The sequence below is a fragment of the Turicibacter sp. TJ11 genome (assembly GCF_021497505.1).
In the GTDB taxonomy this organism is placed as follows: domain Bacteria; phylum Bacillota_I; class Bacilli_A; order MOL361; family Turicibacteraceae; genus Turicibacter.
On sequence record NZ_CP069349.1, the window covers coordinates 2052590 to 2072229 of the forward strand.

18 protein-coding genes are annotated in these 19640 nt (G+C 32.8%); 4 read left to right on the plus strand and 14 right to left on the minus strand.

What is annotated here, in order from left to right:
• Positions 1 to 63: 63 nt before the first annotated feature.
• The 3 genes from JRC48_RS09820 to JRC48_RS09830 form a co-directional block, all read right to left on the minus strand.
• The gene (locus JRC48_RS09820; protein WP_235069386.1) at positions 64 to 891 is read right to left on the minus strand and encodes a metallophosphoesterase; all 828 of its coding nucleotides are present in this window, start codon (positions 889 to 891) and stop codon (positions 64 to 66) included.
• Positions 892 to 1089: 198 nt separating this feature from the next.
• Positions 1090 to 1599, minus strand: coding sequence for an SH3 domain-containing protein (locus JRC48_RS09825; protein WP_235069387.1), 510 nt, complete (start codon positions 1597 to 1599; stop codon positions 1090 to 1092).
• 163 nt (positions 1600 to 1762) lie between these two features.
• A complete protein-coding gene (locus tag JRC48_RS09830) occupies positions 1763 to 2395 on the minus strand; it encodes a hypothetical protein (RefSeq protein WP_235069388.1) in 633 nt (210 codons plus the stop codon).
• Positions 2396 to 2581: 186 nt separating this feature from the next.
• Between JRC48_RS09830 and JRC48_RS09835 the strand changes: the two genes are divergently transcribed.
• Together JRC48_RS09835 and JRC48_RS09840 are read left to right on the plus strand one after the other, a co-directional pair.
• Positions 2582 to 3370 carry an alpha/beta hydrolase family protein gene (locus JRC48_RS09835; protein WP_235069389.1) on the plus strand — a complete coding sequence of 263 codons (789 nt, stop codon included), beginning with the start codon at positions 2582 to 2584 and terminating at the stop codon, positions 3368 to 3370.
• Positions 3371 to 3450: 80 nt separating this feature from the next.
• Positions 3451 to 3891: a hypothetical protein gene (locus JRC48_RS09840; protein ID WP_235069390.1), complete on the plus strand. Its 441-nt coding sequence runs from the start codon at positions 3451 to 3453 to the stop codon at positions 3889 to 3891.
• Between the two features lie 115 nt (positions 3892 to 4006).
• Here JRC48_RS09840 and JRC48_RS09845 read toward each other — a convergent pair whose 3' ends face one another.
• The 4 genes from JRC48_RS09845 to JRC48_RS09860 all read right to left on the minus strand — a co-directional run bounded on the left by JRC48_RS09845 (position 4007) and on the right by JRC48_RS09860 (position 7969).
• On the minus strand, positions 4007 to 5026 hold the full coding sequence (locus JRC48_RS09845; RefSeq protein WP_235069391.1) for an iron ABC transporter permease: 1020 nt from the start codon (positions 5024 to 5026) through the stop codon (positions 4007 to 4009).
• Positions 5023 to 6030, minus strand: a complete 1008-nt coding sequence (locus JRC48_RS09850; protein ID WP_235069392.1) for an iron ABC transporter permease — start codon at positions 6028 to 6030, stop codon at positions 5023 to 5025. Before JRC48_RS09850 ends, JRC48_RS09845 begins: the two co-directional genes overlap by 4 nt.
• 140 nt (positions 6031 to 6170) lie before the next feature.
• Positions 6171 to 7160 carry an ABC transporter substrate-binding protein gene (locus tag JRC48_RS09855; protein ID WP_235069393.1) on the minus strand — a complete coding sequence of 330 codons (990 nt, stop codon included), beginning with the start codon at positions 7158 to 7160 and terminating at the stop codon, positions 6171 to 6173.
• Between the two features lie 2 nt (positions 7161 to 7162).
• Positions 7163 to 7969, minus strand: coding sequence for an ABC transporter ATP-binding protein (locus JRC48_RS09860; protein ID WP_235069394.1), 807 nt, complete (start codon positions 7967 to 7969; stop codon positions 7163 to 7165).
• Between the two features lie 730 nt (positions 7970 to 8699).
• On the opposite strand from JRC48_RS09860, the gene JRC48_RS09865 reads away from it, so the two are divergent.
• Complete coding sequence (locus tag JRC48_RS09865; protein WP_235069395.1) at positions 8700 to 9602, plus strand: ComEC/Rec2 family competence protein; 903 nt, start codon at positions 8700 to 8702, stop codon at positions 9600 to 9602.
• 25 nt (positions 9603 to 9627) lie between these two features.
• Here JRC48_RS09865 and JRC48_RS09870 read toward each other — a convergent pair whose 3' ends face one another.
• On the minus strand, positions 9628 to 10272 hold the full coding sequence (locus JRC48_RS09870) for a hypothetical protein (protein ID WP_235069396.1): 645 nt from the start codon (positions 10270 to 10272) through the stop codon (positions 9628 to 9630).
• A gap of 731 nt (positions 10273 to 11003) precedes the next feature.
• Between JRC48_RS09870 and JRC48_RS09875 the strand changes: the two genes are divergently transcribed.
• On the plus strand, positions 11004 to 11186 hold the full coding sequence (locus JRC48_RS09875) for a hypothetical protein (RefSeq protein ID WP_235071054.1): 183 nt from the start codon (positions 11004 to 11006) through the stop codon (positions 11184 to 11186).
• Between the two features lie 182 nt (positions 11187 to 11368).
• Here the strand turns inward: JRC48_RS09875 and gpmA are convergent, their stop codons facing one another.
• From gpmA to JRC48_RS09905, 6 genes are all read right to left on the minus strand, one after another.
• The gene (gene gpmA, locus JRC48_RS09880) at positions 11369 to 12082 is read right to left on the minus strand and encodes a 2,3-diphosphoglycerate-dependent phosphoglycerate mutase (protein ID WP_235069397.1); all 714 of its coding nucleotides are present in this window, start codon (positions 12080 to 12082) and stop codon (positions 11369 to 11371) included.
• Between the two features lie 512 nt (positions 12083 to 12594).
• Positions 12595 to 12792 carry a hypothetical protein gene (locus tag JRC48_RS09885; protein WP_235069398.1) on the minus strand — a complete coding sequence of 66 codons (198 nt, stop codon included), beginning with the start codon at positions 12790 to 12792 and terminating at the stop codon, positions 12595 to 12597.
• A 330-nt stretch (positions 12793 to 13122) separates the two neighbouring features.
• The gene (locus JRC48_RS09890; RefSeq protein ID WP_235069399.1) at positions 13123 to 15030 is read right to left on the minus strand and encodes an alkaline phosphatase; all 1908 of its coding nucleotides are present in this window, start codon (positions 15028 to 15030) and stop codon (positions 13123 to 13125) included.
• Positions 15030 to 16970: an alkaline phosphatase gene (locus JRC48_RS09895; protein ID WP_235069400.1), complete on the minus strand. Its 1941-nt coding sequence runs from the start codon at positions 16968 to 16970 to the stop codon at positions 15030 to 15032. Before JRC48_RS09895 ends, JRC48_RS09890 begins: the two co-directional genes overlap by 1 nt.
• Before the next feature lie 663 nt (positions 16971 to 17633).
• The gene (locus tag JRC48_RS09900; RefSeq protein ID WP_235069401.1) at positions 17634 to 18209 is read right to left on the minus strand and encodes a xanthine phosphoribosyltransferase; all 576 of its coding nucleotides are present in this window, start codon (positions 18207 to 18209) and stop codon (positions 17634 to 17636) included.
• Complete coding sequence (locus JRC48_RS09905; protein WP_235069402.1) at positions 18210 to 19556, minus strand: nucleobase:cation symporter-2 family protein; 1347 nt, start codon at positions 19554 to 19556, stop codon at positions 18210 to 18212.
• Positions 19557 to 19640: the final 84 nt, after the last annotated feature.

The following is a 19640-nucleotide window of genomic DNA, read 5'->3' on the forward strand; positions in this document are numbered from 1 at the left end:
CTACTTCAATCTCCCTCATCAATAGAAATTTAAAGGGGTTATCTCCTAATGAGATACCCCCTTTTATTCTGGTTTTAAATATAGAACTGTAATTTGTGGCACATTAAAAAAACGAAATGGAACTTTGGTGTTTCCAATTCCAGTATCCACATACAACATCATGTCATCACTAACATCGTAAAATCCTCGAACATACTTTTGTGCTAAAGATGTGGTGATTAATGGCCCCACGAAAGGTAGATAAACTTGTCCTCCATGACTATGACCCGCTACAACAAGATCAATTGGTTGATGAATAAAGTCATCTGATAAATCTGGCTCATGTAGCATTAAAAGATTAAGATGATCATCTTGTATTCCTTGGGTGGTTTGAAGTGGATCATAATATCCAATCAGTGCATCATCCGCTCCAAAAAGACTTAACGTTGTTCCTTTAATCATTAACGTCTCTTGTTCATTAACTAACACCTCAAAGCCGGCAGACGTCATTAAATCTTCATAAAATCGTTCAGCCCCTCCACCGTAATCTCGATTTCCAAAGACTGCGTATTTTCCTGAACTCGCTTGAATTTGAGATAAAATAGAGGCGATTTCTTCTAATGATCCTTCATAGGTAGACGCATTATCCATTAAATCTCCAGTAAATAAAACAAGGTCTGCCTGTTGTTCATTAATCTTATCCACTACTTTTTGTAACTCTTTGACTGAAAAAAAATCGCCTATATGCGTATCAGAAAATTGAACGACCTTGATTGGTTCACCTTCAACTTTATTTAAGGAAATGTCATGAGACGTTACTCGTAATAATTGAGGTTCAACAAACGTTGAATAAATTATAATTAAAATTCCAACTAATATTAAATACCCTAATCGTTTAAAAAATCGTTTCATCAGCACATCCTCTACAGTCTTGTTTGTTATCCTTACAAGATTATATTGTACTCTCCCTAAAATTAAATCACAAACACTATTTTTAAATTAATTTCAATTTAAACGTCGAATCTTATTTAAAGCATTTTAGATGATTTATTTAAGTTCACAAACCCTTTAATCCTATTATAAAAAAAGCGAACGTTAAGTTCGCTTTTTTTATGATTCAAATGTTAAATACTCAACATAAACATATCCCGTTTTCCCCTCGAAAGAAACTTGAACCCATTCCTCACTGTAATAGCGATCTAAAACTTGCACTTGATCACCTTCATTTAAGTTACCAATGATCTCTGTTCCTGTGGCTGCTTCAGCGCGAACGTTGACCCCATCTATGTTACAATAAGCTTCATTGTTATTGTTCTGAGGTTTTTGATTTTGTATTAAATCTGTTTGTTCGTTTGATGAGTCTGTTGCCGATGGAGTTTCTTCTGATTCAATAGAATCTTCATTCACGGTTGAGTCTTCTTTTATCGATTCCGTCGTCTCTTCATACGTCAAAAATTCATTTTCTGTTTTAGGCCCTTCATAAGTAGCTGCCATAACACCCGTATAAATAATTAATACAGAACCTAACATGGTTAAAATTCCAATGAATGCGACACCAAGTTTTTGTGTCCATGAAGTAACTTTTCCATCAAATTCATCTTGTTTATTCTTTGACTTCATCCTTCGTCCTCCCTCTTTAAACTCCTGTCATTAATTAGCTAAATGACGCTAGGATTGTCGTATGTTTCTAATCATATCATAATTTATTAGAATAATTATGTATTTTTCACTGACATTATCAGGTATTAAAAAAAGTTAGTTCGGAGTAGCCCGAACTAACTTTTTAATCTTCAGATTCTAAGTATTCAATTTGAGGACGTTCCCCCGATCCGTCATAACTCACTAAATATTGTCCTTTATAATCTTTATACTCAACTAAAATTTTAAGATTAGGAATGCCTTCTGGAACGAGACAATTTAAGTCAATCACCTGTTTATCCTCAACGATCTGAGTTTCCATTAAAGGCATTTTTTCAATGAATTGATCGTCCTCATAAAAAACTTCATAAATAGTAAGCCTCGCTCCTATATACTGAGGAATAATGAGGATTTGTTCATCGCTTGAATCCTGATTAAATTCAATGACATCTAAATCATCTAATAAGGTTAACTGAGATTCTGTAGGGGTATGCACAATGGCTGCTAATTGGTTCTCGCTCATTGTTAAATCAAACATCGCTATGGCTTCATTTAAAGTAGAACTGACGGGACAGTCTACACTCTCATCCTGATGACCCTCTTGATTAGAATCAATCACTGCAGAGTCATTTTCAGTTGGCTGTTCAGTTAATGAATCTGAATCGATCACAGTTTCTTCATTCAAGTTATCCACAGAAGACTGTGAATCCTGTATCGGCAACTGACAACCAGATAAAAAAAGAATTCCAAATGTAACTATAGCTAACTTACGTCTCATCATTCTCCTCCTAAAATTCCTTATACTTTTAATATATGCTTTCTTACTCCAATCGAAACAATAGGTTCCTATTTTTTAATCCTCTTTTTAGGACAAAACTCTTTAAAGATAGCACCCTTGGAAGCCCTTTATCATTTAATGTTTCTATGCTATGCTATAAGCATCTTTTATTAAGGGGGATTTCTTATGGCTATTGTTGATGTGAACTTTCATTCAAATTGCTTAAATCGTATGGTAACTTATAAGGCGATTATTACAACGGAACACAAACTGAAAAATAAACCGTTTAAAACACTTTATCTTTTACATGGAATCACAGATAATCACAATCAATGGATTGTAGGCACACGAATTGTTCTACTCGCTAATCGATATCGCCTTGCTGTCATTATGCCTGCTGGGGAAAATAGTTTTTATGTGGATGATGAAGCTCGCGGTCATTTGTACGGAGAATTTATTGGGTGTGAGCTTGTTGAACATACACGACAACTCTTTCATCTTTCAGAAAAAAGAGAAGATACGTTCATTGCTGGACTTTCGATGGGGGGCTATGGAGCTATTCGCAATGGATTAAAATATCATCAAACATTCAGTCATATTGCAGGTTTATCTTCGGCACTTATTTTAGATCGCGCACTTCATTCAACGCCAGATGATGAATGGATCTTGGGACGTCGCCCATATTATGAAAGTATTTTTGGAAATCTTGACGAGTTACTTGGAAGTGATAAAGATTATAAAGCTTTAGTTAAACATCTAAAACATGAACAGGTAAAACTTCCAAAACTTTATCTTGCCTGTGGAACGGAAGACTTCTTACTTGAAGCTAATCGCGATTTTCATGATTTCTTGAAACAAGAAGACATTGATTTTACTTATACTGAAGGACCTGGACGTCATGATTGGGTATTTTGGGACACGTATATTGAAAAAGTCATCGAGTGGTTACCTTTATCAACTGAAACATTCATTTAATTTTTCGTGTTAAATGAACTATTAAGTTCATAAAATAGATAGATTCATGATTAATGACTGAACTGAAAAAGGTGATGATAATGCTAGGTTGTTATTGTAGCATTCGAAATCGACTATACAAACTACTTGGACGGTACACGATTTGCTTAATTAAACAAGTAGGGTTGCCGAAATGTGGACCGAACTTATATCAAATCGCAAAACTTTTATCTAACTCAACGATTGAACCAATTCAAGATCCAACCATAAAAGATTTAATCTTAACCGCGATTACAACAGAAACTAATAAGAAAAAATGTTATCCTCCTCGAAGTAACTCATGCTTAGGAGCTGGATTAGGTCAGCCTGTTGAATTTATCTCTTACTATCTAGGAGAGTATGTCTATCGGTTACTTTATGGTTTATATCATAAAAAGTTAGATCAAATGTTATATCGTATTTTTAGTTACGCATGTCCTACTAAGCGGCGTCAATGTTTAAATGAGTTATTACTTCAAGCTTTAAGTGATAAAAAGAAATAAAAAATCACCAGTAAATCTGGTGATTTTTTATTTTTCAAGACTTCATATTACAATGAGTCTCATTAAATAATCATCTGTGGATAAGTTAGTGGAGTTATAAAATAATGTATCTATTCTAAGCTTTATTTTTTATTAATAAGTATAAAAAATACGGAGCCCCAACAACTGTTATAACAATTCCAACGGGGATTTCTGATGGAGAAAAAACAGTACGTGCGAGTGTATCAGAAATAATCACAATTAAAGCGCCGACCAAAGCACACGTAGGGAGTAAAAATTCATGACTAGCACCGACTAATCGCCTAGCAATATGAGGCGCGATCAATCCAATAAATCCAATAGCTCCTGCTACTGAGACACCTGCCGCAGCTAAGGCAACAGCAATCATTAATAAGATAATCTGCTGTAATCCAACTTTTAACCCTAGACTAGTTGCTATATCTTTTCCTAGTGCTAAGACATTTAACTCCTTCGACTTAAAGAACGCTAGTGGTAGTAAGATAATAATCCATGGCAATAAAATCATGATTTTATCCCAAGTTGCCCCACTGATGCTTCCAATGTTCCAAGTGCTAAATGACACATAAGTTGCCCGGTTAAGCTTTAAGGAAGTCACTAAAATAAAGGCATTTCCCGCTGCTGAAAGAGCAATTCCTATTAAAATCATCTTCATGGTACTAAATCCTTGGGATTGATTAAATGATAACCAACAAATAAGTAAGGCAATCAAAAAGGCACCAAAAAAGCAAGCAATCGGTAAAACAAATGGGTATTGTACGGTAATAAAGGGGAAGTATTTATAAACTAAAACAACGACGATTCCTGCTCCTACATTAATGCCTAAAATACCTGGATCTGCTAAATCATTACGAGAAATACTTTGTAGCAGACATCCAGAAGTCGCTAGCCCCATTCCTACAAGCCCTCCCATTACTAATCGAGGGAGACGAAACTGATATAAAATTAAATTTTCATTGGCACTTCCACCACCTAAAAGAATACGACTCACATCTAACCACGATACATTAGAATAACCTGTACTTAAACCAATTAAAACAAATAAACCAACTAATCCCATAAGAACAAGAATAATTCCTAAACGAAATGTTCGCTTTTTTAAAATTAAGCGACTCATAAAGCATCCCTTCCTCTCGTTTTAATGAGATAAATGAAAAATGGAACTCCAATCATAGCTGTTAAAGCTCCTAACGGTGTTTCTTGTGGAGCATTAATGAGTCGAGAAGCTAAGTCAGCGACCAATAAAAACCACCCACCTAATAAAGCAGAAATCGGAATAATGAATTGATATTTCCCTCCGACTAAAAGCTTAACGACATGAGGAACAATTAGTCCAACATAAGCTACATTTCCAGCCAACGATACAGCTATTCCTGCTAACATTAAAACAATTAAAAGACTAAACACACGTATTAAAATGGTTCGTTGGCCAAGACTGGTGGCAACCTCATCACCTAAACTTAAAATAGTGAGATAAGGGGCTAAAATAAATGAACCTACTAAAGACACGAAAATAATCGGTGCCCCTATCGCTAATTGAGCCCAGGTGATCCCTGCCATTCCGCCAGCTGACCAATAAGCTAAATCTTGACTTAAATTAAAATATAAGGCAACTCCTTGACTTAATGAAATAAGTAACGCTGAAATAACTGCTCCAGCTAACGTTAGACGAAAAGGAGTTGCTCCACCTTTAGTTGTTGAACTAATTCCAAAAACGGTAATAGTCGCTAAGGCAGCTCCAATAAATGACATAATCAACAATTGATTGTAGGCTTGTATTCCAAAAGCAAAGCATAAAGCAATTGCTAACGTTGCCCCCCCATTAATTCCTAAAAGACCTGAGTCAGCAAGTGGATTTCTTGTAATACCTTGCATAATGGCACCTGAAACAGCAAAGCAAGCCCCCACTAAAAGACTAGCTAAAACACGTGGTAATCGAACATTATGAATAATTGTATGTTCGGTTAATGTTAAATCAGGTGAAAAGATGGCTTTCCAAATCTCAAAAATATCAATATTAGCTGCTCCTAATGATATTGAAAAGGCGATACTAATCATAATTAAAACAGTGAGTAGTCCTGTAATCACTAGTAATTGTCGACGCTCTTTTTTTATCTCCAAGCTAGTTCCTCCTTAAACACATAAAGAGTATGTAAAAGAATTTTCTTTACATACTCTATCAAAACCAAAAATGTTTGTTAGCTTTTTAAAACAATGTTAATTATCCCAAGCAACTTTTATCTAGTTATTTCTTAAGCTAGTTATGATTTCACTTTATTTTCTTCAGCGCGCTCTAATAACAGGTCGACGATTAAATTCATTTGATAACGAACGGCCATCGGATCAAAATGAACAAAAACATTAAAATCATTCATAAAGACTTGATTATTTTTAACTGCATCAAGTGTTCCCCAAATTGGATTTTGTGCAACTAAATCTTCTATCGTTTGACCGCTTCCTGATTCAGGCATGTATTGTGTGATGAACATATAATCTGCTGCATACTCAGGTAACACTTCTAATGAAATTTCCATCCATTGATCACCATTGATGACATCTTCAATGATTTTTTCTGGTGCTTTTAAAGCTAAGGCATTATATACGGCCTGTCCACCACGTCCAAAATTATCTCCATAAACGTATAACGTTTTTCCTGAGGTTTCATAAAGGCCAAAGGTTGCATCTTCTGGAATAATACCGACTAATTTTTCACGTGCCATCTTTGCTTCTTCCTCAAACGAACGGATCCACTCTTCAGCTGCTTCTTTTTTATTAAAAACATCTCCTAATAAACGAATTTCTTCTTGAACGGATCCTGCATATCCGTAAGGGATATAGACAACAGGTGCAATTTGCTTTAATTGATCTAAGTTTGAGTCATCATAGGTCACAATTAAGTCTGGATTTAACGCTAATGCTTTTTCCACTGAAATAGGTGCTCCTACATTTTCAATGTCGCTTAAATCACCTAAATAAGAATAATTATATCCTTCACGCATGACTGTTCCAACGACTGGTACATCTAAAGCAATCGCACTTCCAACATAGCCTTCATAAGCAATCACACGTTGTGGGGTAGCGGGAACTTCATATTCAACACCAGCAACAGTCACTTTTCTTGTCTCTTGTTTTTCAGTAGATGACTGTTCCGTTGAGGGACTTTCATTATTTGATTGAGATGTACTTGAACATCCCGTTATTGAAAATATTAAAGTTATAAATGCGATGAATAATAAATGCTTGAATTTCATAATCAATCTCCTTTATTTTTCTTTTTTCTTTTTGAATAAGGGACACAAATAGGTGTTTTAGTTAAATGGTCTTTTTCAATTTCTGCATTTAAACTGAACACATCTTGAAGCATTTGCTTCGTCATCACTTCTTCAGGCATTCCTGAAGAATAAATTGTTTGATTAGCTAAAACAATAAATTTATCGGCGTATCTTGCTGCTAAATTTAAATCGTGTAACACCATGACAATAGTTTTTCCTTGATCTTCATTTAACTCTTGTAATAAATCTAATATGTCAATTTGATGAGCTAAATCTAAATAGGTTGTAGGCTCATCTAAGAAAATAATTTCTGTAGCTTGTGCCAATACCATCGCAATCCAAACCCGTTGACGTTGACCACCTGATAAACTTTGAACTTCTCGATCACGAAGTTCGTACGTGTTCGTTGCTTTTAATGCCATTAAAACAGCTTGTTCATCTTCTTTATCCTGTGATTTAAACATTTTCTTATATGGATAACGCCCTTGACGGACGAGCTCAAGCACCGTCATAGCCTCAGGCGCAATGGGAGTTTGAGGTAAGACAGCCAATATTTTTGCAATTTTTTTAGCATCCATTTCTCTCATTAATTGATTATTTAAATAAACCTCCCCTTCAGTAGGCTTTAATAAACGCGCCATCGTTTTAAGAAGCGTAGATTTTCCGCATCCATTACTTCCAATTAAAACAGTGATTTTTCCTTTTGGAATAGATGCATTAATTTGATTTAAAATGATCTTTTTATCATAACTCACAACTAAATCTTTCACTTGTAACGCTTGTATCATCGCCACCTCCGCATCACTTCGATTATTAATGTTGATGATTATCAAATTTAAACTTTATGCACTAGAAGCTAATTGCTCTGTTTTTTGATTACACTTTCTTATTTTTCATCTCCTAACTTTGAATATACATTTTTTCCTGTTTTTATCTGTTAATATTACTTATTAGAAAAATTTACTCTCACTTGCTTAGTTTCAAGTTAATCCATCACCCATAATCTTGCTAATGGGATTGTTAAATTTCTTCCCCCTAATATTTAATTTAAGCAAACTATTAGTTTAAAAATACAAAACAAATGACATCTTAAAATCTTATTAAAAAAATCTATCTATCTGAGCGATTAACCGATCAAAACGGTGATAGTAACAACCAAAAATAACCTAATTTTTTCGGCCTATCTTTAAGTCCGTTAGTATAAATACATCAATTATTGGCTATTAATCTCTAGTAAACAGATGAATTTAAAAACTTTCATCTCGCTAAACACCAACTAATATGAAGATTTTCAGTTTTAATAGTTAGCTTGAACTTTCATAGGTTTAATTTTTTTGACTTTTTTAAAAGATTATCTATATTTTTTTAAAATTTATGAAAAACTAAAGAAGATTTCGTAGTTTTCAATGAATTTCTACTTTTTTTATATATGGATACTACCGAGATTTTGATTACTTTATGCTATGCTAAATTTAAAGACAATTATCTTCAACGTTGCGAATAGAATGGAGTTTGTTTATGAAAAAAATATCTTCACTAAAACAACATGTGAAATTCCTTCTTTTATCACTTCATTTAGTTTTTTTAACAGGCTGTCACTTTGCAATGACTAATAAAGAAACGACTCTTTCTCAAACAGTTGATTTAAGTCAATCTCCAATAGCCATTACCATTCTTGAAACCGGAAAATCTGACTGTATTATCCTAGAAATTGAAGATAAAACAGTGATGATTGACACAGGTCTCGATGGAAACGGCCAAAAAATCGTTGATTTTTTAAATAATGAAGATATTGATACGATTGATTATTTAATTATTTCTCACTTAGATAAAGATCACATTGGTGGTAGTGATATCATTATGGATCAAATGACGATTAATGAAGTTATTCAGCCAAACTACAGTCGAGATACGAAACAATATAAGGAATATAAACAAGCGTTAGACGATCATCATGTAACTGTTCACTACTTAACCGATGACTTAACATTTGAAATTAATGAAGTTAATTTCAAAATACACGCTCCTCTTCAAGAAAATTATGAGCAATCAAACGACTATTCGCTCATTACATCAGTCTCATACAAAAATCATAGTTTCTTATTTGCAGGAGATGCCGAGGCAATTCGCCTAAGTGAATTTTTAACTACCCATCCTCAGCACTATACATTACTAAAACTCCCTCATCATGGAAGATATAGCGATCAGCTCGATACTTTATTAGAAGTCACATCCCCTACTTATGGAGTGATTACTTGTTCAAAAGAAGAATATGCAGATACAAAAGTCCTTCAATTGTTAGCTCGAAATCAAGTTGATACATTTATGACGAGCGATGGTCCAATTACAATAAAAAGTGACGGAACCAATATCAGTATTCATCAACAACTCAATACAATCATTTCATTCAAACAAAAATAGGAGACTAAATATTTTAGTCTCCTTTTTATTGATTAATTTCTTCTAAAAGTTTAGAAGTCGTTACTTTTAATTCTTCTGTATTTTTAATTAACTCATTGGCTAACTCAGAAACTTCATCGTTTTCCGTTTGTAATAATAAATTATTGATAACAATGATTAATACATCAAACTGTTTTAATAAACGATTAAAAAAATCGCTATCGATACTTTCACCAATTAATACGGTTGGATCGTCCCCTTCAGCCTTTAATTCACTTAAAATTTGTTGATGAATTCCTTCAAAACTAGCTAAGTAACCTGCCTCTTTTGCTTCATCAAATGTAGGATTTTCACTAATTATTTTTTGAATTTTATTAATTTTTTTTAGATTCAATTTAAATTCATGAATTAATTCATTAACTGGTTCTTTCAGTTCTTTTCGTTCACCGTATTGAAGCTCATTTTTCGCCAACATAATTAGTGCTCTCTCATAGTGAATCATTTGATTTAAGAAATCAATATTTAAATCACCAGTTTTGTCAGTAGTCTTCAATGAATCTTTTAATTCTAAATGAATTAAGTCAATCTTTTTTAAATAGTCCATTTCCTTTAAATTAGGTTGATCAGCTGCTTGAGCTGAGTCAGTTAATAAAAAGATAGTTGCGACTAGAATCAATATTTTTTTAATCATGTTTCTTCTTATACCTCCTTCTTTATTCCTTCTCTTTTATTATTTAGTAATCATCACTGCTTTATGTAATCTAAATCAACTTCTAAAGATGTCGAATCTATCTTTTATAATCTAACATTTTTTTTAACAGTTATTCGCTATCATATAATAAAAAAACGACACGAAATTATTTCCCAAAATATTAGTACAACTTAAATACATCTAATATTTAATATATAGATTATTTTTATAATTTAATTTTATGATTTAAGTCAGTTGTACGTTATCTGGGTGTCAAAATAACGTACAAAATGTTTAAAAATACTTTATTTTATGTTTTATAATAGTGTTTAAAAATGATGAATTTTAAAAAAATAGATCAAATTTGATAAAAAAGAGGAGAAAAAGAAGAGGGAAAAACAAATAAAAAGAGAATAACTAAAAGAGTTCCAGTAATACAAGAAGGAGAAAAATAGCTAAAAAGGGGAAGAAACAAAAAAATCAGCTTATGATTAAAAAGCTGATTTTTTATTTTTACTTTTCTTTTTTATTTACAGTGATCTTCAAAACCACATATTTTTAAATGTATACAGGCCGTTCATTAACTAAACTATTAATTTTTCTCCTTTAATGGATTACTACGTTGAAAAAATTCTTGGAATTTATAGATACCATATCAATATTCAACAAAATCAGTTATAATTAAGACATAATATGACTAATTTTATGATTGGGAGTGCTTAAAAGTGGAAATGAAAACAAAAAAGATGAAAAAGCATAGTTTAGCTGCTCTTTTAATTACTGGAACTGTAGTTGGGATTGGAATGGGAGCTACTCATGTCGTTAAAAGACTTGCTCAGCAAAAAGCAAAATCAGAAGAAATTAAACGTCTTAAAGAACTTGAAGACGAAGAGTTTGACGATCTATTTGAATAAGAAAAAAACACTTCAAAAAAGAAGTGTTTTTTTCTATTATTCGATGATATTCTACATTTTTCGCAATACTTTGTATCTTTTTTTATCCACACTAATCATTTATTAGAGTTCTATTTTATGTGTTTAATAAATACGTTCACTTTTATGTACTGTGGATATTTTTAAAGACTTATTCTACGTCTCTACTCGTTAGAATTTTCTTCATCTAGCGATAAATAATAATGACAAATTGGTTTTAACTCATCATCTAATTCATAAACAAGAGGTGTTCCCGTTGGAATATTTAAATCTGCGATCTTATCACTTGAAATATTATCTAAATACTTCACTAATGCTCTAAGTGTATTTCCGTGTGCCGCTATAATAACACGTTTTCCCGCTAATAAATCTGGAGCAATTTTTTCATTCCAATCTTCTAACACTCGTTTTTCAGTATCTGTTAGATTTTCAGTTAATGGTATCTCTTCCTCTTTTAAATCACGATACTTAGCTTCATGACCTGAGTATCTTGGATCCTCTTTAGTTAACTCAGGAGGTCTAACATCAACAAAACGACGCCACTTATGCACCTGTTGCTCCCCATAAATTTCAGCGGTTTTTTCTTTATTTAACCCTTGTAACGCCCCATAATGACGCTCATTTAACTTCCATGACTTATAAACAGGAATCCACATTAAATCCATCTCATGAAGAATAATCCACAGTGTACGAATCGCGCGTTTAAGTCTTGAGGTATACGCCACATCAAACTCTAATCCATTTTCGCGTAAAACTTTTGCTGCCATGCGAGCTTCTTTTAAACCATTTTCAGATAACTCTACGTCTGTCCACCCTGTAAATTTATTTTCTAAATTCCATATACTTTCCCCATGTCTGATTAAAACTAACTTAATCATAAAATCCCTCCCTTCTCCTAAACTATATGCACCTCCTACCGTATCTTTCTTATTTAATAACACTTTATCTAAAGAAACCGCTTAATACTTATCTTTTTCTTTAGATATTTATCAACTTTATTAAATAGTGATCAATTATTTAACGATTTCCTATGATTTTAAAAAAATTGGATTAATTCCTGTCTAAAATAAATCTTTAGCAATAGAGTTCACGACTAAGAATGCATAACTATTATATCTTTTAAAAAAGAAGCCTCTATCACATTTAAATCTAAAAATTGCCTATCTATCACTAAGTTAACTAAACAAAAAGATATAATCTAATAATTTATTTTTATTCATCTTTTATCCACATTTTTAAAAAATGTTCCACATGGAACTTTTTGGTTTTGTGGATAAGTTGTTAGTTTTATCAAATAGACTCCATTTCTGACTAAACTTATCAAAAAAAAGATTCAAAAAAAAGAGAATCTATTAAAAAATTCTCTTTCTATCTGATTCATTTATTATTTTTAAATTCTCATCTCTGTTTCAATATCAAAAAGATGTATTCGTTGAGCATCAAGATAAACAGCGATCTTATCTCCCATTTTCTTATCTGTTGTTCCATTCACTCGAATAATAATGATTTGGTTTTGATAGTTAATATGGAGATAGCTTTCTGCTCCCACTAGTTCCCCCATCTCTATCATTTCAAATAAGTTTTTCATCGTAAAAAACTTTAACACCCGTTACTGTTACTCTTAATATGATAACTTGGATCTGAATAATCATTTTCTTTTCTCAAAAATGACAAATGTATTCGGTCATTTTTAATCGATAAAAATCATTTCTGTGTATATATAGTCGCTCGATAGTAGGTAAAAACATAAAAGCCACATCTTATATTAAGATTTCTTGAGAGTCTATTTCAGATATATCTTTTTCTTATCTCATCAACATAGTTAAATAAAATAAAGCATGAGTCCAATTAAATATAGACTTCATGCCTTATAAATTTTCTTTTTATTCATTATTCAATTAATAGGTACTATTACAAGTTAATTATTTTCCTTTTTAGTTACTAGTCCTTTGTAACCTATTAAAGTAACTAATATCCCGCCTAAAACACCACTAAAAGCTTGCAATCCAGTTGTCGGTTTTTTATTAGGCGTTGAATCAGGAGTTAATGATTCTTCTAATTTATCGTCCGTAGATGTGTTTGTTTCATCTTTCTCACTGTCTTCTGGTTGAGATGTATCTGTTTCATCTTTCTCACTATAATCTGGTTGAGGCGTAGCTTCCTCTGCTTTATTATCTTCGACTGCTTTTGTTAGAATTACGCTAATCTCTTCGGTTGATCCATATACAGTTTCAGTTTCACCATTATAAAGGATAACCCCCTCTAATCGTTCATAAGTTGGAGTTTTTCCTTCAACATTGATCTCAACAACATTCGTATTAATATGAAGCTTTAATTCAATATTTTCTTTAGTCATTAATACATATGGATTATCTTTATCCTCTTCATTCAATTCATAAGTTGCTTCTAATTGAGTAGCAACCTCCTCTACTGAATTAAATAATTTTTGTGTGGTTGAATCTAAATTTAATGATAAATTTTTGGCAATGTATTGAGGAATTTGAGTATTATCAACAATTCCTCTTAATTTTTCAACACCGGCAGGTGAATAAACCCCAAGATAGACATCTCCACCTGTATGGTCTCCTGTTGTGTAACCAATTTTAGCACGTTTAGTAATGACTTGACTCACTTTTCCTTCTTTAGCTAAATTAATTTCATCTTGTGTAATGCCAGTATATCCATAATACTTAGTAATTAATGTCGCAATTTCACTATCACTTTTTTCATTAATTAAAGAAGTAAATGCTTCTGCACTTAATGATAAATCTTTAATTTGACCAATAGATTCCTCAAAACTTAAATTATCATATCCACTAGTTGTCTCACTATTTCCAATACTAAATCCGCTATTTCCATGATCCGTTGTTACAACGACTAACGTATCTTTATGCTCTTTTGCATACTCAACTGCATAATCAACAACCTCATCAAAAGCAAGAATATCACTAATTGCTCCAGCAGGATCATTTGCATGAGCTGCCCAGTCAATTTTACTTCCTTCAACCATTAAGAAAAATCCATCTTCATTCTTTTCTAAAACTTTAACTGCTTTTTCTGTCATTTCAACTAATGTTGGCTGTTCAATATCTAAAGCTTGTCGATCAAAATCATAAGCTAAATCTGTCTCAGCAAACATTCCCCATAACTTATCTCCATCATAATTTAATAACTCATCTTTGCTTGTAATATAATCGTAACCTAATTGTTCAATTTCAGATACTAAATTTCGTCCATCTTCACGCTTTCCAGCTCCATCTTCTTGGAAAAAGGCATTTCCTCCACCTAAAACAACTTCCATATCATTATAAATTTGTTGCTTCATTAAAGCATTATAATCATGTCTTGATGTAGCATGTGATGAAAATGCTGCAGGAGTGGCGTGCATAATTTCACTCGTTGCAATGATTCCTGTTGATAATCCTTCTAATTCAGCTGCTTCTAGTATTGTAGCTATAGGAGTATTACTAGTCGTGTATCCTATGACACCAGATTTTATTTTATTTCCTGTTGAAAGTGCCGTTCCAGCAGCTGCTGAATCTGTAATTGGACCATTAGCCCACCCCGTTTTAACAAAACCAGTTCGAATACTATCCATTGCTAAAGTATCATTACCTAATATACCATCTTGTACATCATTATAATATCTAGAAGCCGTTAATACCCCATCATTCATTCCATCTGCAATTAAATAAATAACATTTTTAACACCGGGTGTAGAAGCATTCACCTCCTGATGTACATTAATAGCTGGTAATAAAGTTCCCCCTAGCATCATAGCCCCTGTAAAACACGCAATTTTCTTTTTTGTTTTATTTGAAATCATTAGTTATTCCCTCCAGTGATTACTTCTTCATTATTAACTAGATCAGTGTTAATCACTTCTTCAGTCGTTACCCCATCTTCAATCACTTCATCTGTCACCATTTCTTCATCCAATTCTTCTTCCACTACAATATCACTAGTTACTTCTTCAGTTATTACCTCATCTTTAATCACTTGATTTGTGTCAATCACTTCATTCGACTGCTCTTTTTCTATAGCATCACTAATTAATTCCTCAGTGATTACTTCCTCTTCACTAACTGAATCACTTCCTGCATCTGTCATAAATTCCCCAGTTACTGAATCATTAGATTTAACTTCATTTAACTCATTAATTAAATCAATTAATTGTTGTGGAATATAGTATTTTCCCTGTTTTGACATATAAGGCATGACTGAATCTAACTCAAAAGATTCACCATTTAATGTATAGTTATTTGTATATAGTTCCAGCTCTATTGTGTTCCCAAGTTTTTCAATAATCACTTTTGGTGCATAGCTAATTGAATTATCCAGTACAGCGGTTGTATCTTCTAACTTATTTAAAGCAGTTGCCCCCTCAATAAATAGTTTTGATGTTAATTCTTTCAATAAAGCTTCTCCAAATAACATTTCTTGCATATATTCACTAACCTCTGTATTATCTACGACACCTTCTAGTAGTTTAGTTCCTTTTGGTGCATAAACACCTAAATAAACCTGCTCTCCTGTATGGCCACCTGTTGTGTAACCAATTCCTACTCGTCGAGCAATAACTTCTCTAATGCCTTGATCTTTAACTACCATTAATTCCTCATTTGTTAAATCAAAGTTATAATATTCTTTTACTAACGACATAATTTGAGCATCTGTTGCATCAGCTACTAATTCATTAAATCTTTCTTCAGTAATTTTAGCTGCTTTTAATTGATTTGTTGTTGCCTCATAAGTTGCTCTAGTTGGGGATCCCACGTTTTGATTATAATAATCACTTCCAATTGTAATACCGCTATTTCCATGATCCGTTGTGACAACAACAATTGTATTTCCATCTTCTTTAGCAAATTCAACTGCTTCTGCAACTGCATCATCAAAAGCTAAAATATCTGAAACAATCCCAACGGTATTATTAGCATGAGCTGCCCAGTCTACTTTACTTCCTTCAACCATTAAGAAGAATCCATCTTCATCTTTATCTAATACTTCAATTGCTTTTTCAGTCATTTCTGCTAATGTTGGTTCAACTGTATCTTCATCTGCTTGACGATCATAATCATATTTTAAATCTGCACTTGCAAAGCTTCCCCATAACTTTTCACCCTCATAGGCTAATAATTCATCACGTGTTTGAACAAAATCAAAACCTTCTGCTGCTAATTCTTCGACACGTTCATTGTAATAAGAATTAAAATCTTCAACATCTTTAAATCCACTTGGTTTATTAAAGCCACCACCTAAGGCAACTTCTAAATCAAGGTTCATCTGTTGCCTTAAAATTGAATTATACTGTGAACGATCATTGGTATGAGCTGAGAAGTCTGCAGGGGTTGCATGTGTAATTTCAGAGGTTGCAATAATTCCCGTTGCTTTTCCAATGGATTCTGCCCCTTCTATCATTGTCGCTAATGGCGTATCATGAACTGAAGTTCCAACATATTTATTATTTGTTTTTTCTCCAGTTGAATAGGCCGTTCCCCCAGGAGCTGAATCTGTAATTGGACCTTTTGCCCATGATGTGATAACTGCACCAGTTGCGATTTCATCCATTGCTAAATCTGATCCTTTTACATGACGAGCTAACGTTAAAGCTTCTGTACTCATCCCATCAGCAATTAACATAATTACATTTTTATCTTGATTATCATTCGCTACTACATTTGTGAGACTCTCTAAACTTAGTGTATTAGCAGCAGCTGTTGCTACTAATGTACCTGCTATCATTGACTTTAATTTGTTATTCATGAACAATCCTCCCAAAATTAATTTCTGTTATTAAGATTTAATAGACAGCTAAAACTGTAGTATCAACTGCTGAAACGTGAAAATACAGTTAGATATTATTGAATTATCATTTAAATTCATGAGATAGGGTACTATTGATTAAAAGAAGACACATGTTAAATCAGAATAAATGAACTTAAATTTCTAGTACCATTTAAAAAATATCTATTTAACTCTAAATCACCCTCATTCTTTAGGACTACAGATAAGCACTTATCTATATTACAGATTACCCCCAAGCAATTTTACGTGTATAATATATCATGATCATTTTAAACAAAGTATTAAATATCTGTTAAATTATGTTAAATCCTATTAACAAAGATTAATTCATAACTATATAGAAACAGAAATATTTTTCACATTTTCGAACTCATCTCAGTACGTTAGTCTCTTTGATAGGAAGACAGACTTATAGTCTAGGGGTCACCTGCCATGCGCAGCATGTCTCCTCCTTTGGTAGAGCACAGGTCACCTACCTTTTTCGAAGAAAATGTATCTACCACTAGTAGGGCCTAAAGTTTTTCAATGATGAAAAACTTATCTAGACTTATATATAAGAAAACAAAAAAATAGTTTTTTCTAACCATAAAAAAGGTGAGAACTCAGCGTTCTCACCTTTTACTATTCCTCTACAAATTCAATAATTCCGCTCCCTAGCTTACTAATACGTGCTAGAGAATATACATCGTATCCTTTATCAACTAATAACTGTCGTCCTGGTTGGAATGATTTCTCGATAACAATCCCAATCCCCGCTACTTTTGCTCCTGCTTCTTCAACTAAACGAATAGCTCCTAAAGCAGCCTCTCCGTTAGCTAAGAAATCATCAATAATTAAAACATGATCATCTTTTGAAATATATTTTTTAGATAACGTTAATTGGTAATCCGTTGATTTAGTAAATGAATGAACCGTTGTTTGATATAAGTCATCTTTTAAAATCTTAGATGATTGTTTTTTCAATGTTACCATCGGTAAATCCATTTGCATCGCCGTCATAACAGCTGGTGCAATTCCAGAACTTTCAATCGTAAAGATTTTAGTCACTTGGTGATGTTCAAAATAATTTTTAAAACTTGTTCCGATTTCATACATTAACTGAGCATCTACTCCATGATTTAAAAAAGAATCTACTTTTAGTACTGTCTCACTTAATGCAACTCCATCTGCTAAAATTCGTTGTTTTAACGTCTCCACCTAAGCAACCTCCACTTTTTCTAGTTTTACTGCACACTGTTGAGTTTCTTTTAATACGACATTTAAAACTAAAGCGACAATCGTTCCTGTTGAGATACCTGATGAAAAGATCATTTGTAATGCTTCAGGTAATCCTGAAATAAAATCAGGACGGAACGTTACACCTAAACCTAATGCCATTGAAGTCGCAATAATTAAAAGATTACGATCCGTTAACTCAACACGACTTAACGTTTTAATTCCAGCTGCAGCAACCATTCCGAACATCACAAGTCCAACCCCACCTAATACAGGTTGTGGAATTCCATTAATTACACCTGCTAATTTAGGAAATAAACCTAAACAAACTAATAAAATACCTGCCATAACAGCGACATGTTTACTTGCTACTTTTGTTAACGAAATTAAACCAACATTTTGACTGAATGACGTATTAGAAAATGATCCGACTAATCCTCCACAAATACTTCCTAAACCATCGGCTAAAATTCCAGCTCCGATTTTTTTCTCAGTCATTTCAACATTAGATGTTTCACCAATGGCTTTTAAACATCCAACCGTTTCAATCGTCGTTACAAAGTAAGCCGGAATAAAAGCTAAAACTGCTTTCCAATCAAAAATAATTCCATACTCTAAAATATTAGGAATCGCAAACCAGCTTGCATCTGATACAGATTTAAAATCAACCATTCCAAGTGGAATACAAACGATATACCCTACCATCATTCCAATTAAAATAGAAGCACTACTAATCATGCCTTTTCCATAACGATTTAATAATAATGTCACAACTAACACTAACATCGCAATAGAAATGTTTAATAAACTTCCATAATCAGCAGCACCTGTTCCACCCGCTGCCCAATCAATAGAAACTGGTAGTAATGTTAATCCAATTAAACAAACAACCGTTCCAGTTACAATCGGTGGGAATAACTTCATTAATGGTTTAATAAAGAAACTTAAAATAATTTCAAATAATGAACCTAAAATGGTTGCTCCAACAATTCCTGCCATTCCTAATGTTGATCCAACTGAAATCGCAGGTGAAACAAATGTAAAATCTGTCCCCATAATACAAGCCACACGAGAACCAACTGGACCTATTCCATAAGCTTGAATAATCGTTGCTAATCCTGCTGCTAAGATTGAAGCACTAATTAATGAGGTTGTCATACTACTATCAAACCCCAGTGATCCTGCAATGACAAGCGGCACGACAACAATTCCTGAGAAAGCCGCAAAAATATGCTGTAACCCAAATAAAACTTTCTTTCCAAGTGTTGGGTTATCATCAACCCCATAAATTAAATTTGTTTGACTTAAATTTTTCTCCTTGTTACTCATCTCCATCATACACTCCTTTTTTTACAGAAATCAAAAAATAACTGATTTAATGAGAAATTATTTTTTGTTTCTGAGCCTTTATGA

What these genes read in the sequence shown, in the direction of transcription:
- JRC48_RS09820 (WP_235069386.1), bottom strand. Translation starts at nt 891, where the DNA reads ATGAAACGATTTTTTAAACGATTAGGGTATTTAATATTAGTTGGAATT.
- JRC48_RS09825 (WP_235069387.1), bottom strand. Translation starts at nt 1,599, where the DNA reads ATGAAGTCAAAGAATAAACAAGATGAATTTGATGGAAAAGTTACTTCA.
- JRC48_RS09830 (WP_235069388.1), bottom strand. Translation starts at nt 2,395, where the DNA reads ATGAGACGTAAGTTAGCTATAGTTACATTTGGAATTCTTTTTTTATCT.
- JRC48_RS09835 (WP_235069389.1), top strand. Translation starts at nt 2,582, where the DNA reads ATGGCTATTGTTGATGTGAACTTTCATTCAAATTGCTTAAATCGTATG.
- JRC48_RS09840 (WP_235069390.1), top strand. Translation starts at nt 3,451, where the DNA reads ATGCTAGGTTGTTATTGTAGCATTCGAAATCGACTATACAAACTACTT.
- JRC48_RS09845 (WP_235069391.1), bottom strand. Translation starts at nt 5,026, where the DNA reads ATGAGTCGCTTAATTTTAAAAAAGCGAACATTTCGTTTAGGAATTATT.
- JRC48_RS09855 (WP_235069393.1), bottom strand. Translation starts at nt 7,160, where the DNA reads ATGAAATTCAAGCATTTATTATTCATCGCATTTATAACTTTAATATTT.
- JRC48_RS09860 (WP_235069394.1), bottom strand. Translation starts at nt 7,969, where the DNA reads ATGATACAAGCGTTACAAGTGAAAGATTTAGTTGTGAGTTATGATAAA.
- JRC48_RS09865 (WP_235069395.1), top strand. Translation starts at nt 8,700, where the DNA reads ATGAAAAAAATATCTTCACTAAAACAACATGTGAAATTCCTTCTTTTA.
- JRC48_RS09870 (WP_235069396.1), bottom strand. Translation starts at nt 10,272, where the DNA reads ATGATTAAAAAAATATTGATTCTAGTCGCAACTATCTTTTTATTAACT.
- JRC48_RS09875 (WP_235071054.1), top strand. Translation starts at nt 11,004, where the DNA reads ATGAAAACAAAAAAGATGAAAAAGCATAGTTTAGCTGCTCTTTTAATT.
- gpmA (WP_235069397.1), bottom strand. Translation starts at nt 12,082, where the DNA reads ATGATTAAGTTAGTTTTAATCAGACATGGGGAAAGTATATGGAATTTA.
- JRC48_RS09885 (WP_235069398.1), bottom strand. Translation starts at nt 12,792, where the DNA reads ATGAAAAACTTATTTGAAATGATAGAGATGGGGGAACTAGTGGGAGCA.
- JRC48_RS09890 (WP_235069399.1), bottom strand. Translation starts at nt 15,030, where the DNA reads ATGATTTCAAATAAAACAAAAAAGAAAATTGCGTGTTTTACAGGGGCT.
- JRC48_RS09895 (WP_235069400.1), bottom strand. Translation starts at nt 16,970, where the DNA reads ATGAATAACAAATTAAAGTCAATGATAGCAGGTACATTAGTAGCAACA.
- JRC48_RS09905 (WP_235069402.1), bottom strand. Translation starts at nt 19,556, where the DNA reads ATGAGTAACAAGGAGAAAAATTTAAGTCAAACAAATTTAATTTATGGG.